Annotated in this window: 13 protein-coding genes; 10 read left to right on the top strand and 3 right to left on the bottom strand. The window is 39.6% G+C overall.

The annotated features are described in order from the left end of the window. Window positions 1–3 precede the first annotated feature (3 nt). Window positions 4–3,069, top strand: a complete 3,066-nt coding sequence (locus JP36_RS01555; RefSeq protein WP_039171272.1) for a type III restriction-modification system endonuclease — start codon at window positions 4–6, stop codon at window positions 3,067–3,069. Between the two features lie 84 nt (window positions 3,070–3,153). On the opposite strand, the gene JP36_RS01560 is transcribed toward JP36_RS01555, so the two are convergent. Continuing rightward, entirely contained in the window at window positions 3,154–4,362 is a 1,209-nt protein-coding gene (locus tag JP36_RS01560) for an aromatic amino acid transporter (RefSeq protein WP_039135819.1), read from the bottom strand. A gap of 243 nt (window positions 4,363–4,605) precedes the next feature. On the opposite strand from JP36_RS01560, the gene prfA reads away from it, so the two are divergent. The 9 genes from prfA to aroG all read left to right on the top strand — a co-directional run bounded on the left by prfA (window position 4,606) and on the right by aroG (window position 13,736). Beyond that, window positions 4,606–5,688, top strand: a complete 1,083-nt coding sequence (prfA, locus tag JP36_RS01565; protein WP_039135818.1) for a peptide chain release factor 1 — start codon at window positions 4,606–4,608, stop codon at window positions 5,686–5,688. Window positions 5,689–5,695: 7 nt separating this feature from the next. Next, window positions 5,696–6,562, top strand: coding sequence for a peptide chain release factor N(5)-glutamine methyltransferase (prmC, locus tag JP36_RS01570; RefSeq protein ID WP_039171458.1), 867 nt, complete (start codon window positions 5,696–5,698; stop codon window positions 6,560–6,562). A gap of 1 nt (window position 6,563) precedes the next feature. Further along, window positions 6,564–7,406 (top strand): SirB1 family protein, encoded by an 843-nt coding sequence (locus tag JP36_RS01575; RefSeq protein ID WP_039090390.1) that lies wholly within the window; start codon window positions 6,564–6,566, stop codon window positions 7,404–7,406. A gap of 16 nt (window positions 7,407–7,422) precedes the next feature. Beyond that, window positions 7,423–8,277, top strand: coding sequence for a 3-deoxy-8-phosphooctulonate synthase (gene kdsA, locus JP36_RS01580; protein ID WP_039171274.1), 855 nt, complete (start codon window positions 7,423–7,425; stop codon window positions 8,275–8,277). Window positions 8,278–8,372: 95 nt separating this feature from the next. Beyond that, window positions 8,373–9,314 carry a 2-hydroxyacid dehydrogenase gene (locus JP36_RS01585; protein ID WP_039171276.1) on the top strand — a complete coding sequence of 314 codons (942 nt, stop codon included), beginning with the start codon at window positions 8,373–8,375 and terminating at the stop codon, window positions 9,312–9,314. Window positions 9,315–9,423: 109 nt separating this feature from the next. Continuing rightward, entirely contained in the window at window positions 9,424–10,608 is a 1,185-nt protein-coding gene (locus tag JP36_RS01590; RefSeq protein WP_039171278.1) for a lipoprotein-releasing ABC transporter permease subunit, read from the top strand. Further along, on the top strand, window positions 10,601–11,320 hold the full coding sequence (gene lolD, locus JP36_RS01595; protein ID WP_052119428.1) for a lipoprotein-releasing ABC transporter ATP-binding protein LolD: 720 nt from the start codon (window positions 10,601–10,603) through the stop codon (window positions 11,318–11,320). Before JP36_RS01590 ends, lolD begins: the two co-directional genes overlap by 8 nt. After that, entirely contained in the window at window positions 11,320–12,570 is a 1,251-nt protein-coding gene (gene lolE, locus JP36_RS01600) for a lipoprotein-releasing ABC transporter permease subunit LolE (protein ID WP_039171461.1), read from the top strand. The genes lolD and lolE overlap by 1 nt, the downstream gene beginning before the upstream one ends. A gap of 77 nt (window positions 12,571–12,647) precedes the next feature. Then, the gene (gene aroG, locus JP36_RS01605) at window positions 12,648–13,736 is read left to right on the top strand and encodes a 3-deoxy-7-phosphoheptulonate synthase AroG (RefSeq protein ID WP_039171280.1); all 1,089 of its coding nucleotides are present in this window, start codon (window positions 12,648–12,650) and stop codon (window positions 13,734–13,736) included. A gap of 282 nt (window positions 13,737–14,018) precedes the next feature. On the opposite strand, the gene tsaB is transcribed toward aroG, so the two are convergent. Together tsaB and JP36_RS01615 are read right to left on the bottom strand one after the other, a co-directional pair. Further along, on the bottom strand, window positions 14,019–14,732 hold the full coding sequence (gene tsaB, locus JP36_RS01610; RefSeq protein ID WP_039171283.1) for a tRNA (adenosine(37)-N6)-threonylcarbamoyltransferase complex dimerization subunit type 1 TsaB: 714 nt from the start codon (window positions 14,730–14,732) through the stop codon (window positions 14,019–14,021). Next, the gene (locus JP36_RS01615; RefSeq protein ID WP_039171286.1) at window positions 14,729–16,663 is read right to left on the bottom strand and encodes an ATP-dependent DNA helicase; all 1,935 of its coding nucleotides are present in this window, start codon (window positions 16,661–16,663) and stop codon (window positions 14,729–14,731) included. The genes tsaB and JP36_RS01615 overlap by 4 nt, the downstream gene beginning before the upstream one ends. Window positions 16,664–16,749 lie beyond the last annotated feature (86 nt).

The following is a 16,749-nucleotide window of genomic DNA, read 5'->3' on the forward strand; positions in this document are numbered from 1 at the left end:
GCGATGAAACTGAAATTCAAAATTCAAGCTTATCAAAGCGAAGCGGTAAAAGCGGTGGTGGATTGTTTTGCTCATCAACCGCAATATGGCGAAACCAACTTTCATTACCGTATGGATTTGGGTAAGAAGAAACGTGCCGGAAATTCGCAACTTGCGATGAATTTTAACGATAACAATAACAGTGCTGCCTACCGCAATGCCGACATTGAAATCCTTCCTGAACAATTATTGGACAATGTGCAAAATGTACAGCAGCGGCAAAATTTGCCTGTTTCCGAAAAGTTGGTGAAAAATAAAATTGCCCCTATCAATTTAGATATTGAAATGGAAACCGGCACAGGCAAAACTTATTGTTATATTAAAACGATGTTTGAGCTGAATCGGCGATATGGCTGGTGTAAGTTTATTATTGTGGTGCCAAGCATTGCCATTCGTGAAGGCGTGAAAAAAACGCTGGAAATTACCGCCGATCATTTTCAAGAAACTTACGGTAAAAAAGCAAAATTTTTTGTATATGATTCCAAGCAGCTGCACCATTTAGAGAGTTTTTCCAGTGATGCAGGCATTAACGTAATGGTGATTAACGTGCAAGCGTTTAATGCCACCGGGAAAGACAATCGCCGGATTTATGAGGAATTGGACGACTTTCAATCACGCCGTCCGATTGAGGTGATCAGTGCCAATCGTCCTATTTTGATTTTGGATGAACCGCAAAAGATGGAAGGTGATAAAACGCTGAAATCTTTGGAGCAGTTTAAGGCATTGATGGTGCTGCGTTATTCTGCCACCCATAAAACCACTTACAACAAGATTTTCCGGCTGGATGCATTGGATGCCTATAACCAAAAATTGGTGAAAAAAATTGCCGTGCGTGGCATCAGTGTCAAAGGTTTGGCAGGCACAGCAGGCTATTTGTATTTAGAAAAAATTGAGATTTCCCCGAAAAAACCGCCGGAAGCGGTGATCGAGTTTGAGCAAAAAAATGCTTCAGGCAATATCAAACGCATTTGCCGAAAATTCAAGAAAGGCGACAATTTGTTTGATCTTTCAGGTGGTTTGGAACAATACCGTACGGGCTTTGTTGTTTCAGACATCAACGCCAATATCGATAGTGTCAGTTTTCTCAATGGTATGGAATTAAAAACAGGCGAGGCGATCGGCGATATCAATGAAACGGTGTTGCGCCGTATTCAAATCCGTGAAGCGATTGCCGCCCATTTTGAGAAAGAGCGTCAGTTGTTTGTACGTGGAATTAAAGTGCTATCGCTGTTTTTTATTGATGAAGTGGCGAAATATCGTGATTATGATCAACCTGACGAAAAAGGTGAATACGCTCGCATTTTTGAAGAAGAGTACAAAGCCTGTTTAAATGAATTGCCGTGGCTGGAACTAGGCGATTACGGCGATTATTTAAAAGGTATTTCTAGCGAAAAAACGCATAACGGCTATTTTTCTATTGATAAGAACAAGCGTTTGATTGATCCCAAAGTGAAAAAGAACAATGGGAATGAAGCCGATGATGTTGATGCCTATGATCTGATTTTAAAAGATAAAGAACGCTTGCTCTCTTTTGAAGAACCTGTGCGCTTTATTTTTTCGCATTCCGCGTTGCGTGAGGGTTGGGATAACCCAAATGTTTTCGTGATTTGTACACTGAAACATAGTGATAACGCCATCTCTCGCCGCCAGGAAGTAGGGCGTGGTTTGCGCCTTGCGGTCAATCAAACGGGTGAACGTATGGATAATCCTGCCACTGTGTATGATATTAATGTGCTGACTGTAGTGGCGAATGAGAGTTATCAAGATTTTGTCAAAGGCTTGCAAAAAGACATCAGCGAATCGCTTTCCGCTCGTCCACAAAAAGCCGAAATTGCTTATTTCACCGGTAAAACCATTGAAAATGTACAAGGCGAAAAAATCAAAGTGGATGAAAGAACGGCGAAAAAAATCTATCAGTATTTGGTTAAGAATGATTATGTCGATGAAAATGATCAAATCACTGAGCAATATCATTCAGCGAAAAAAGCTGGAAACCTTGCGTCTCTGCCTGAAGATTTACAGCCTTATGCGCCGAGTATTCGCCATCTGATTGACAACCTCTATAATGCCGAAGCCTTGAGTGCTTTGGTGGATGATGACCGTGCACCAAAACTTAATGCACTTAATGAAAATTTTAACAAACAAGCCTTTAAAGCATTGTGGCAGCGTATCAATCATAAAGCTGTCTATACTGTGCATTTTGATTCTAATGAGTTGGTTGAAAAAGCGATTGGAGCATTAAATAGTTTACACGTTGCACCGTTGCAATACCGCGTGGAAAAGGGTGAACAAAAAGCACAGATCGCTTATGAAGACCTGCAAGGCGGCAGAAGTTTTCAGCTCAAAGAAAGCACACCACAAGAGAGCTATCATTCAGCGTATTCTGCCGTGCGTTATGATTTGATTGGTAAAATCACTGAAGGTACGCAGTTGACACGACAAACGGTAGCAAAGATGCTGATGGGAATGAAAAAGATCGCATTGGCGAAGTTTGCAATCAATCCCGAGCAATTCATTACCGAAGCGATTCGCCTGATTAATGAACAAAAAGCCACGACGATTATTGAGCATCTTGCCTATGACACGATTGAAGAAAAATTTGATCCAAGCATTTTTACCTTAGGGCAAAATGCGTCCAAACTGCAAAATGCGCTTGCTACGCCAAGACATCATATTTATGACTATGTAGTTACTGATTCCAAAATTGAACGTGAATTTGCCCAACATTTGGAAACCAGTGCCGAAGTTGTGGTTTATGCCAAATTGCCACGTGGCTTCTTTATCCCTACGCCGGTAGGTGATTATAACCCCGATTGGGCAATCGCTTTTAAAGAAGGAACAGTGAAACACGTCTATTTTGTCGCTGAAACGAAGGGATCGATGTCGAGTATGGATTTGCGCACTATTGAGCAGAGCAAAATCGAATGTGCTAAAAAATTCTTTGCCGAAATGAATCGCCGTTTTACACCTGAAAAGGTGCAATATGATGTGGTAGAGAGTTTTGAAAAGTTAGTGGAAATTGTGCAGTGAAAACCACATGAAAAGCAGATGCTGCATAAAAAACAAAGACCGCAATGTTCTGCGGTCTTTGTGTCATTTATTTGAGGAAAGTCGTTAACCGGCAACTTTTGGTAAATAGCCGGCATCAATTAAGAATGGCACATTGATGATTAATAATCCTAGCACCAAGGCAACCAATAAACCGATATTACCGCCGATAACTCGATATGGTAAATCTGGATATTTGCGTCTTAACATCCACACCATACCAACTGGTAGTACCAAACCATAGAATGTGAACATTTGACCAGCATAAGTTAATACCGCTAAGAAATCGCGATAGAACAATGCAAATAACAGCGTCGGGACAAAGGTTAATAGGCTTAAAGTGAAGCGATTTGCTGTAATGTGAACGCGTTTTAACAAATCATCTAAACAGTCAACTAATGCTAACGATACACCTAGGAAAGAGGTGATTAATGCTAAAGTTGAGAAGGTACGCACCGCACCACTGATTAAATCACTACCAGTTGCTTTGTAAGTAGCGTTAACCAAGCCGTTTAATGTTGGGTCATCACGAATAATTTGCACAAATTGTGATTGCTCAAAAACACCGTGAGTTGCCATTTGCCACACAATATACGCCACCAACGGAATAGCGGTTCCGCCGATAATGGCAATACGTAAACGGCGAATATCTCCATCTAAATAGTTGTTGATACTTGGGATAACAACGTGGAAACCGAAGGAGGTGAAAAAGACCGGGCTGGCGGAGATAATTAAAAAGTAATTAAGCGGTAAAGCACCCAAATTTTCAGCGGTTACTTTTGGCAACATTAAGAACAGCACTAAGGCAAACGCCACCAGTTTAATCAGGAATAATAGGCGGGTAAAACCATCAACGGCGTTTGTACCGATAGTGACCGCAATCGCCAAAATAACCACGAAACCGATGATCGCCGCAGTGGAGGCGTGTTCACCGAAAATCGTTAAAAACGGTGCAAAAAGATCACCACCGCCCAAAGAATAGACGGTTAAGATAGCATACATAAAAATCACAAGGGATAAGGTGGCTAAAACCCTACCAACCATACCGAAATGTTGTTCAGCCAAGGTGGCTATTCCGGCATCTTTGCGTTCCGCTTTCTGATAAACCTCAACAAACAACAACGCACTATAAGAAAGCAAAGCCCAAAGGATAAAAAGTAATAATAAAGTGTAACCGAACCCCATTTCAGCGGATGTAATCGGCATCGCCAACATTCCTGCGCCGATGGTGGTTCCGGCGACGATTAAAGCACTACCTAACGTTTTATTTTTCATAATAAATTCTCTTTGAGAGTGGATGAGAGCCTTGATTGTATATAAAAAGGTTTACAATGTAATCTATTTTTTACAGTTTCCGATTTTCATTGTTTTAATAGCTTATTTTTTATTCTGTTTGTAACAAATATCGGGACGAAACGAGTGAAAAGAATGATGTGATTTGCCTGTTCATCATTATGATTATTCGTTAGAATAAGCAGATTTTTCAGTTCAAGTTATAACATTTATAAAAGGTGAATGATGAAAGCCTCTATTATCAGTAAATTAGAAACATTAGATGAGCGTTATGAAGAGTTACAGGCGTTGCTTGGCGACCCTTCAGTAATCAATGATCAGGAGAAATTCAGAGCATATTCAAAAGAGTATTCACAATTGGAAGAGGTGGTGAAATGTTTTGCTCGCTGGAAACAGCTTAATAGTGATTTGCAAGAGGCACAAATTCTACTTGATGACCCGAGTATGAAAGAGATGGCGGAAGAAGAAATTGCACATTGTACTCAAGGCATTGAAGAGAGCGAACAACAGTTACAGATTCTATTGTTACCGAAAGATCCGAATGATGAGTATAACTGTTATTTAGAAATTCGTGCTGGGACTGGTGGCGATGAAGCTGGAATTTTTGCTGGTGATTTGTTCAGAATGTACAGCCGTTATGCGGAAAGTAAGCGTTGGCGTACGGAGGTGTTGAGTGCGAATGAGAGCGAGCAGGGTGGTTATAAAGAGATTATCGTCAAAATCAGCGGTGAGAATGTTTATGGTCAATTAAAATTTGAATCCGGTGGTCATCGTGTGCAACGTGTGCCAAAAACTGAATCGCAAGGTCGAATTCATACTTCAGCCTGTACTGTGGCAGTAATGCCGGAATTGCCGGAATCCGCCTTGCCTGAAATTAATCCAGCCGATTTGCGTATTGATACTTATCGTTCATCCGGTGCCGGAGGACAGCACGTTAATACCACCGATTCTGCGGTGCGTATTACTCATATTCCAACCGGTATTGTGGTGGAATGTCAGGATGAACGTTCACAACATAAAAATAAAGCGAAAGCGATGTCAGTGTTGGCATCCAGATTAGTGCAGGCGGAAGAGGAGCGTAAAGCCGCAGAGCAAGCGGATACTCGACGTAGTTTGTTAGGATCGGGAGATCGTTCCGATAAAATTCGTACTTATAACTACCCACAAGGGCGTGTTACCGATCATCGCATCAATTTAACCTTATACCGTTTGGATGAAATTATGAACGGAAAAATTGATGACTTAATTCAACCTATTATCACCGAATATCAAGCGGAACAGCTTGCTGCTTTATCTGAAAATGAGTAATTCGCACTTGAATTATCAGCAATGGTTGCGACAGGCGGTTGCACGATTAAGTGCCGCACAGAGTAGCGAGGATGCGAAAATAGATGCAAATGCCTTATTGTGCTTTGTGACAGAGAAAAACAAAGCACAAATTATGGCATTTGCAGAAACAGGATTAAGTGAAGCACAGCAGCAACGCTTGGAACTGTTGCTGCAACGTCGTCTACAAGGCGAGCCGATCGCCTATATTCTTGGTGAAAAAGGATTTTGGAGTTTGGATTTATTGGTTTCGCCGGTAACGCTGATTCCAAGAGCCGATACCGAATGTTTGGTGGAAACAGCGTTATCGCTATTGCAGCACTATTCAAGCGAAGTGGCGTTATCAATTTTAGATTTAGGCACAGGAACTGGGGCGATTGCGCTAGCGTTAGCATCTGAATTAACCCAACAAAAGCGAGATTATCGCATTATTGGCGTAGATCGTGTGGCAGAATCAGTGCTGTTGGCAAAACAAAATAGGCAACGTAACCATTTAACCAATGTTGAGTTTATGCAAAGTGACTGGTTTTCATCCTTGTCAACACAAAAATTTGATTTTATTGTCAGTAATCCACCTTATATTGCCGAAAATGATCCTCATCTTAAACAAGGGGATGTGCGTTTTGAGCCGTTATCCGCACTGGTAGCAAAAAAGGAAGGATTAGCGGATATTGAACGAATTATTGAGCAAGCAACTGCCTTTATGAATACCGGCGGATATTTGTTGATTGAGCACGGTTGGCAGCAGGCGGATGCAGTGCAGGCACTGTTTAAACGTTATAATTGGTGTGCAGTAAAAACCGTTTTAGATTATGGTGGCAATCAGCGTGTCACCTATGCAAAGTGGGATAGGTAGTATGGAAAAAAATAGAATAATAGATAATGATGAGGCGCTTAGAATCGCTTTAGAAAGAGAAAAAGCAGGGAAATATTTATTAAATCAACTTATCTCTTTTAACCAAATTATTGATGCCGATTTCAAGAAAAGCAGTATCTATTCCAGATTAGGGCATTTGATTCGTGAATTTGGCAAATTTATTGAAGGGGAAACAGATGTCAAAATGCGAGTACATCTGTTGCTTCAGTTTTTCTATGGAGAAAAAGGCTTTTTTTGTGATCGTGAAACCTATTTTCACGCCTCCAATCTGATGTTGCCTCACGTCTTTGCCACCAAAGAGGGAACGCCGGCAGTGTTAGGGTCAATATTACTTTTTATTGCCGCTAATTTTCATTTGCCGATACGTGGTGTGAATTTCCCAACACAATTTTTATTGCGGGTGGATGTGGATGATGAAGTTGCTTTTATCGACCCTTGGAACGGTAAATATGTTTCTCAGGAAACCATTCAAACGTGGTTGGAAGGCTATCTTGGCTTTGGCACACCGTTATCGGAAGAGTATGTTGGTGTAGGTGATTTAATTGATTTGGAAGATAGAATGTATCAAGTGCTAAAAAGCGCTTTAATTCGGGAAGGACGTAATGAACAGGCGTTAGCGTTGATTGAACATCGTTTATCGGAAACGCCAGATGATCCTTATGAAATTCGAGATCGAGGGGTGGTTTATGGCAATATGGAATGTTTTCATTTGGCAGTTCCAGATTTAACCTATTTTATTGAGCAGTGTCCGCAAGATCCGGTAGCTCCGTTAATCAGATTACAATTACAGGATTTAAAACATATTCCTTATTCATTTCAATAAGTTATAGGAAATATTTATGCAAAATAAGATTATACAAGTAGGTAATATAGAAATTGCGAATGACAAACCGTTTGTGCTGTTCGGCGGTATGAATGTGTTGGAAAGTCGTGATATGGCGATGCAAGTTTGTGAACAATATGTTAAAGTGACAGACAAGTTAAACGTGCCGTATATTTTTAAAGCTTCTTTTGATAAAGCGAACCGTTCTTCAATCCATTCTTATCGTGGCCCTGGAATGGAGGAAGGTTTAAAAATTTTTGAAGAATTAAAGCAAACTTTCGGTGTTAACATCATTACCGATGTTCACGAAGTTTATCAATGTCAACCGGTTGCTGAAGTGGTGGATATTATTCAATTGCCGGCGTTTTTAGCTCGCCAGACCGATTTAGTAGAAGCAATGGCACGCACCGGTGCTGTGATTAATGTGAAAAAACCGCAGTTTTTAAGTCCGGGGCAAATGGGAAATATCGTTGAAAAAATTAAAGAGTGTGGCAATGATAAAGTGATTTTGTGTGATCGAGGTACTAATTTTGGTTACGACAATTTAGTCGTGGATATGTTAGGTTTCAGTATTATGAAACAGGTGTCGAAAGGTTGCCCTGTTATTTTTGATGTAACGCATTCTTTACAGTGCAGAGATCCATTTGGTGTAGCATCAGGTGGTCGTCGCGCACAGGTTACTGAATTAGCAAGATCTGGTTTGGCAGTTGGTTTGGCAGGATTGTTTTTGGAGGCTCATCCAGAACCAGCAAAAGCAAAATGTGATGGACCTTCCGCACTGCCTTTAGATAAACTTGAACCGTTTGTGTCGCAAATCAAAGCGGTGGACGATTTAGTGAAAAGTTTTGTGGAGTTAGATACTTCAAATTAAGAAAATTTGTGATAAATGCGATAGAAATGCGTTTACGTTTCCTAGTAACGTTAAATAAAAAGTGTATCATTCCCGACTAATATAAGGAGCCGAATATGAAAATTGTATTTTTAGACAGTACCGCTATTCCTAAACATATCCCTATCCCTCGTCCTAAGTTTGAACACGAATGGGTGGAATATGAATATACTTCGGCAGATCAGGTGATTGAACGAATGCATAATGCAGAAATTGCCGTTACCAGTAAGGTGATTTTTAGTCGAGAAGTGATGCAGCAATTGCCAAAATTGAAACTGATTGCTATCACAGCGACCGGAACTAATAATGTTGATCTTAATGCAGCAAAAGAATTGGGTATTACCGTTAAAAATGTTAGCGGATATTCTTCTGTTACCGTACCTGAACACGTTCTTGGTATGATTTATGCTTTACGCCACAGTTTGATGGGGTGGTATCGCGATCAGCTCAGCGATAAATGGGTGGACTGTAAGCAATTTTGTTATTTTGATTATCCGATAAAAGATGTAAAAGGCTCAGTATTAGGTATTTTGGGTCGTGGTAATTTAGGTTGTGAAGTCGGACGTTTGGCAGAACTGCTCGGAATGAAAGTATTGTTCGCTGAACATCGAGGTGCAGAAACTATCCGTGAAGGCTATACCAAATTTGAAGATGTTTTGGCTCAAGCCGATATTATTACCTTGCATTGTCCATTGACTGAAACCACACAAAATTTAATCAATCGTGAAACATTGGCACTTTGTAAGGATGGTGCTTTATTGATCAATACCGGTCGTGGTCCGTTGGTGGATGAACAGGCAGTGTTTGAAGCACTATCTTCCGGAAAATTGTCAGGTGCCGCATTGGATGTGATGCGTCAAGAGCCACCGGAAAAAGGCAATGTTTTAATGGAGGCGGCGAAACGTTTACCAAATTTATTGATTACTCCACATATTGCGTGGGCATCAGATTCTGCGGTAACCACTTTGGTGAATAAAGTTACACAAAATATTGAAGAGTTTGTCGCAACAGGTAAATGAGTATTGACACTATAACAGATACGAATGAAATAATGGGTGTGTTTTTGCACCCATAATTTTTATTAAATTTAAACAAAAGAGCTATTTAGGGTAAAAAATAAGGAAAATTATGTCGGTAAACGTCCCATTAATGGTGGCATTACGTTATTGGCGATCCAAAAGTGGTGATCGTTTTGGTCGCTTAGTTACACGTTTGGCAGGTGTCGGAATTACCTTAGGCGTTATGGCATTAATTATTGTATTATCGGTAATGAACGGATTAGAAGATTACCAGAAACAGAATGTACTGGAGAATATTCCGCAAGCGATCATTACCCCACAACAGTCGCCATTCTCTTTAACGCAAGATCAACTACCGAAATTACCAGATTTTGTTACTAAAGTTGTGCCGATTAATCGAGCAAATGTGATTATGCAAAGCAGTGATGGTTTAAGTGCGGCCCAATTAATTGGGGTACAACAGCGTCAGGATGACCCGTTATTAAGCGGTGTTGATGAGAAATTGGCAACACTGATACCACCGGGGGAGTTTAATCTGATCATCGGAGCACAACTTGCGCGTCAAAATAAATTGGTTGTCGGCGATAAAGTACGGTTATTGATTCCGGAAAACAGTGTTTATACGCCGTTAGGGCGTATGCCGATGCAGCGTCTGTTCACAGTGGCAGCGATTTATCCTGACTGGAGTGCAGATAATCAGATCTTTGCTGCTTTGCAGGATGTGGGTAGATTATTACGATTAAAGCCGGATCAAGTGCAGGGGCAACGTCTGTTTTTACAAGATCCTTTCTTGATTACCGAGTTGCTGAACTATTTCCCGAAAGATAAATGGCAGATTGATGATTGGCGCAGTCAAAAAGGGGAGTTTTTCCAATCGGTGAAAATGGAAAAAAATATGATGTCGCTGTTGGTCAGTCTTATCATTTTGGTTGCAATTGCGAATATTGTTACTTCACTAAGCTTAATGGTATTGGATAAACAAAGTGAAATTGCCATTTTACAAACGCAAGGTTTTACTCGTTTGCAGGTGATGGCGATTTTTATCTATCAAGGGATGTTGATTGGGTTTTTAAGCACTCTTATTGGAGCAATATTGGGCATATTATCCGCCAATTACCTCACACCTGTTCTTAGCTGGTTTGATTCGTTAAGTTTTCCGTTACCAACCGTAATAGATCCGGAACAGATTATCGTGATCATTTTATTTTCATTAACTTTATCTTTTATTTCAACGCTTTATCCGGCATATCGAGCAGCAAAAATTGAACCGGCGGAGGCGTTACGCTATGAGTAATTTTATGACAGATACTACTAATCAGACACAACCATTATTAGCTTGTCAGCAGCTTTCTAAAATTTATCAAGAGGGCGATAAGCCAATGACAGTGTTACAGAATGTCTCTTTTCAGTTATATCGAGGCGAATTAACGGCGATTGTAGGCAGCTCCGGATCAGGAAAAAGTACATTATTGCATCTGTTGGGCGGGTTGGATAAACCCTCTTCGGGCGAGGTTTTTTTAAACGGTGAGCAATTATCTACACTTTCTGACCGACAAGTGGCACAGCTACGCAATCGCCATTTAGGATTTGTCTATCAATTTCACCATTTAATGGCGGATTTTACTGCATTGGAAAATGCGGCAATGCCAATGTTGATTGCTGGAAAAGATCGTCGAGAAGCTTATCAACAGGCGGAGGTTATGTTAACAGCAGTGGGATTGACTCATCGTATTAATCATCGTCCTTCGGCATTATCAGGCGGTGAACGACAACGGGTTGCTATTGCCAGAGCATTGGTGAATAATCCTGACTTAGTGTTGGCGGATGAACCAACTGGTAATCTTGATCAAAAAACAACAGAAAATATTTTTGAATTAATTCAACAACTTAATCAAGAAAAAAACATTGCATTTTTATTAGTGACACACGATCTATCATTAGCGGCAAAATTACAGAAAAGATATCTTATGCGTGACGGGATACTTAGCATAGAGGAATGTTTATGATGAGTACGCCGTTTTTTATCAGCTGGCGTTATCAGCGAGCGAAACAGAAAAATCGCTTGGTTTCATTGATTTCGTGGTTTTCAACCTTAGGCATTGCGTTAGGTGTTGCTGTTTTAATTATTGGCTTAAGTGCAATGAACGGCTTTCAACGAGAATTGGATCAACGCATTTTGGCGGTTGTGCCACATATTGATATTAGTGGTTATCAAAAAGAGCCGATTCAAAATTGGCAAAAATTAGTACAAGCATTGCATACGAACAGAGAGATTAAAGGCATTTCGCCTTATGTAACTTTCACTACTTTGGCGGAAGCTGGCGGTAAATTGAAAGTGATTCAGGTGAAAGGCATTGAGCCTAAATTATTGCAACAAGTGAGTGCAGTTGGGCAATTTGTGTTGGATGGGCATTGGCAAACTTTTTCCGAAAAAAATCAAGGAATTATATTAGGTTATGGCATTGCTAAAGATCTCAATGTTAATGTCGGTGATTGGGTGTCGTTATTGGTATCTAATCAAAATCAGCAAGAACTTAACAAAATGACACAACCTCAACGTCACCGTTTGCAGGTTGCTGGAATTTTGCGTTTAGACGGACAGCTAGATCACAGCTATGCGTTTATTCCATTAGCATTGGCTCAACAATATCTTGATTATCAACCTACACAGGTAAGTGGTGTTGAGGTTGCAGTTTATTCACCTTTTGCTGTCAATAATTTTGATTTTTCCTCACTAGCAGATTATCCACAAGTGTTAACAGCACATAGCTGGATAGAGCGTTTCGGTTATATGTATCGTGATATTTCGTTAATCAAAACCGTGATGTATCTTGCAATGGTGTTGGTGATTGGTATTGCTTGTTTTAATATTATTTCTACCTTAATTATGGCTGTGAAAGACAAACAGGGGGACATTGCCATTTTGCGTACATTAGGTGCTAACAGTGGTTTTATACGCCGAATTTTCCTCTGGTATGGCTTATTTTCCGGAATGAAAGGCTGTTTATGGGGGATTATTTTGGGTATTGTGGTGGCGCTGAATTTAACCGAGATTATTTACGTGATTGAAAAAATCTTCCATACTAAAATTTTATCGGATGGCGTTTATTTTATTGATTTTATGCCGAGTGAATTGCATTTCAGTGATGTTGGTTTGGTATTTGTTGCTACTTTGCTATTAAGTTTGCTTGCCTCACTTTATCCGGCAATTCGTGCAGCAAAATTACAACCGGCGAAAGTTTTAAATAATCATTAAAAAAGTGTTGAAAATAAAACATTATATGCTAGTATTTGCACTAGTTTAGTAGTACATAAAAACAAGAGAGTATTTAAATGGCAGTGATTAAAAAAGATATTCGTATTGAAAACGATGATGTTCGTATTGCAAAAGTAGAGCAACTTCTTCCCCCGATTGCATTATTGGAAAAATATCCGGCAAGTAAAGTCGCAGCAAAAACCGTTAAACAGGCTCGCCAAGCAGTACATAATATTTTACACAAAGAAGATGATCGCTTATTGGTTGTTATTGGACCTTGTTCAATTCACGATCCTGAAGCAGCATTGGATTATGCGAAACGTTTAAAAGTGTTGCGTGAAGAATTGAAAGGTGAACTGGAAGTGATTATGCGTGTCTATTTTGAAAAACCACGCACAACTGTGGGTTGGAAAGGTTTAATTAACGATCCTCATCTAGATCACACTTATACTCTTAATGACGGTTTAAGAATGGCACGTAAATTATTATCAGATATTAATGATCTTGAAGTGCCATCAGCCGGTGAGTTTTTAGATATGATCACACCACAATATATTGCTGATTTTATGAGCTGGGGGGCAATCGGCGCAAGAACCACTGAATCTCAAGTGCATCGTGAATTAGCTTCTGGTTTATCTTGTGCGGTTGGTTTCAAAAACGGTACTAACGGTGGTGTAAAAATTGCATTAGACGCTATTGGTGCAGCAGAATCAGGACACTATTTCTTGTCTGTTACCAAATTTGGTCATTCTGCGATTGTGGCTACAAAAGGAAACAATGATTGTCATATTATTTTACGTGGTGGCGATAAAGGTCCGAATTACTCAAAAGAACACGTCTTAAAAGTGGCGAATGACATTGAAAAAAGTGGCAGAATCCCACACGTAATGATCGATTTTAGTCACGCAAACAGTTCAAAACAGTTCAAAAAACAACTTGAAGTGTGTGATGATGTTTGTCGTCAATTAAGCGAAGGTTCAACCCATATTTTCGGGGTAATGATTGAAAGCAACCTTGTTGAAGGTCGTCAAGATATTATTGATGGTAAAAACTCACTGGTTTATGGGCAAAGTGTAACTGATGCTTGCATTGGCTGGGAAGATACCGAAAAATTGTTATATGATCTTGCCGAAGCCGTGAAAGCTAGACGTGCAAAACTTGCTTAGTTATTTTCAAAATATGAGGTAATACGGGGTGAAATATTTCACCCCGTATTTTTTCTGAATACAATTTAAAACCTCGCTCTTTATGGTAGGGTTAGCTGTTCTTTTAGTCTTTTCTAATCAGTATTTATTGTTTGATGGTTAGTTTGTTAAATATCAAAATGTATGAAGTTTTATAGAAAGAATAAAGAATATTTAGATGAATTTTCATTCTCCGGTGAGCAAATAAGTCTCTTAAAATTCAAAAAATGATGGTATGTAAATTAGCAACCATCATTTTTTTAATTATTCTCTTCCCGGAAGTTTTTTCCAAGTGACTTCATTGCGTAAATAGACCGGTTCGAGTGCGGTGGCAGAGATGGAGTTATTTTGGGCATAGGCTAGTTTTGCAAGAGATAACATATATTTAGCGGAAGGCAAAGTGATGTTGCTCTCTTTAGCCGAAACAGCGGAAAGCTCAGTATATGCTGCCCAACCGCTACCGACTTTAAGGGTGTTCTTATAATCTCCTGTTAATTGTAAAAACAAATTTTGCGGAGCAATAACCTGTTCTTCAATAATAGTTTGCCAATGATCATATTGTACGCCGTCCAAAATAACTGCCTGATATTGCAGTTGTGAAAAATAGACTTCATTCATTCTGGCATCAATAGCACTTAACACGCTTTTTGCTTGTTGTTGCTCATAAGCGGCTTGTGCCATAGCGGTTAATGTTGAGACAGGGTAGAGCGGTAAATCTGCACCCAACGCCAACCCTTGCGCAACAGAAACGCCAACACGTACACCGGTAAAACTGCCGGGACCACGCCCTAATACAATACCATCAACTTGCGTTAATTTGATTCCGGATTGTTGCAGTAATTGATCTATCATCGGCAAAATACGTTGTGTATGTGTGCGTTGTGCGATTTCATCGAAAAAGGTGATTTCATCGTTAAAAAGTAATGCAACGGAACAGGCTTCGGTTGAAGTGTCTAATGCGAGTAAAGTAGGTTTCATTCTGTTTTATCCTTAATTTTTTGCAAAAAATTGATTACTTTCGTTAAATCCCGAGTACGCTTTGCTGGTGGGAGGCTTTGTAAAAATTGTTGTCCATAGGGGCGTGTTACAATACGAGAATCACAAATGATGATTGCACCGCGATCATTAATATCGCGAATTAAACGCCCTACACCCTGTTTTAAAGTAATAATGGTTTCAGGAATTTGAATATCATTAAACGGATCACCGCCTTGTAAACGACAATCTTCAATTCGTGCTTTTAGTAGCGGTTCGTCCGGTGAAGCAAATGGCAATTTATCAATAATTACCAAAGAAAGTGCATCGCCACGAACATCAATGCCTTCCCAAAAACTTTGGGTTGCAACAAGAACAGTATGCTTGTTTTGCGTAAATTGTTGCAATAATTTGCTTTTGTTGGTTTCTCCTTGTAGTAACACATTTAAATGGCTATGTTGGCGAAAGTAATCAGCAAAGCCTTTCATCATAAAAATTGAGGTGCAAAGCACAAAACAATTCCCTTGATTAGCTTCAATAATCGGTAACAGCATTTGAGCTAATTGTTGTAGCGTATTACCACGGTTGCTTGCCGGCAGATAACGTGGAATACAGAGTAGAGCTTGTTCTTCATAATTGAAAGGGCTATGCAAAATTTTCTTCTGTGCATTGATAATACCTAACTCGGCAGCAAAATGGGAAAAATTATCGCCGGAATCTAGTGTAGCAGAAGTGAAAATCCACGCTGCTTGCTGTTTTTCCAGTTGTAGCTGAAATTTATCGGCAATGGTCAATGGGGTGATGTGCAGGCTAAACTGTTTACCGAATATTTCAAACCAGTAACAGTAACCAACTTGTTGTACCTGTGCTAAACGGTCGCTTAATTTTATTAAATCTTCAATGCGTTCGATAATGCGATCCAATGTTTCGTTACGCTTTTCTCCTTTTTTTGCTACTTCCAGTAGAAATTTCAATTTATCTTGTAGTTGCTGAAAAGCTTTGACAATTTCATCTTTGGCAAAGAGTTGCCGTAAATCACCACGTTGGTTATCCAATCCAAAAGTTAAACGGAAATCTTGAGTAATTTTTTCCAATAAATCACTTGCTTTGCCTAATTGCGTCATATCTTTCAGTTCAGAGCGGTAAACTAGATTCACATCACGACAAAGTTCAAAAATTTGGCGAGAACTGAGCGTTTCACCGAAATATTGGCAGGCGACAGTCGGCAATTGGTGAGCTTCATCAAAAATAATAACATCGGCATTGGGAATGAGTTCTCCGAAACCGTTCTCCTTAATCGCCATATCAGCGAAAAAGAGATGATGATTGATCACCACTAAATCGGCTTCAATCGCTTTTTGACGAGCTTTTAACACAAAACAATCTTTATAAAACGGGCAATCCGCACCAAGGCAGCTTTCTGTAGTGCTAGTCAGTTGTGGAATAATGGCACTGTCTTCCGGCAGTGCATTACACTCGCTTAAATCTCCGGATTTTGTTGCATTACGCCATTTTTGCACCGCTTTTAAATCTTTTAATAGCGAACGATCACCTAAAATACCGCGATGGTAGATTTTATCCAACCGATCTAAACAGAGATAATTTGCTCTTCCTTTAAGTAGAGCGATTTTACCATCAAACTTCATAGCCTTAATAATAGTGGGGAGATCACGCTGAAACAGCTGATCTTGCAAATTTTTAGAACCGGTGGAAATAATGGTTTTTTCTTTATTGAGCAGTGCTGGAATTAAATAGGCGAAAGTTTTGCCTGTGCCTGTGCCGGCTTCAACAATGAGTTGTGATTGTTTTTCTATTGTATTTAATACGGCTGTTGCCATCTCAAGCTGTTCAAGGCGAGGTTGAAATTTGGCGATAGATTTACTGAGTAAGCCATCAGTGGAGAAAATTTGTTGTAGTTGTTGGATTTTTGACATTTTTACCAGTAATTTTTTAGAAAAGTTTTAACTATCTCAATAAATGGGAGAATTTTCAGATTATAACTTTTTTTCACGCACTAATC

This window comes from Gallibacterium genomosp. 1, from assembly GCF_000771875.1.
GTDB lineage: Bacteria > Pseudomonadota > Gammaproteobacteria > Enterobacterales > Pasteurellaceae > Gallibacterium.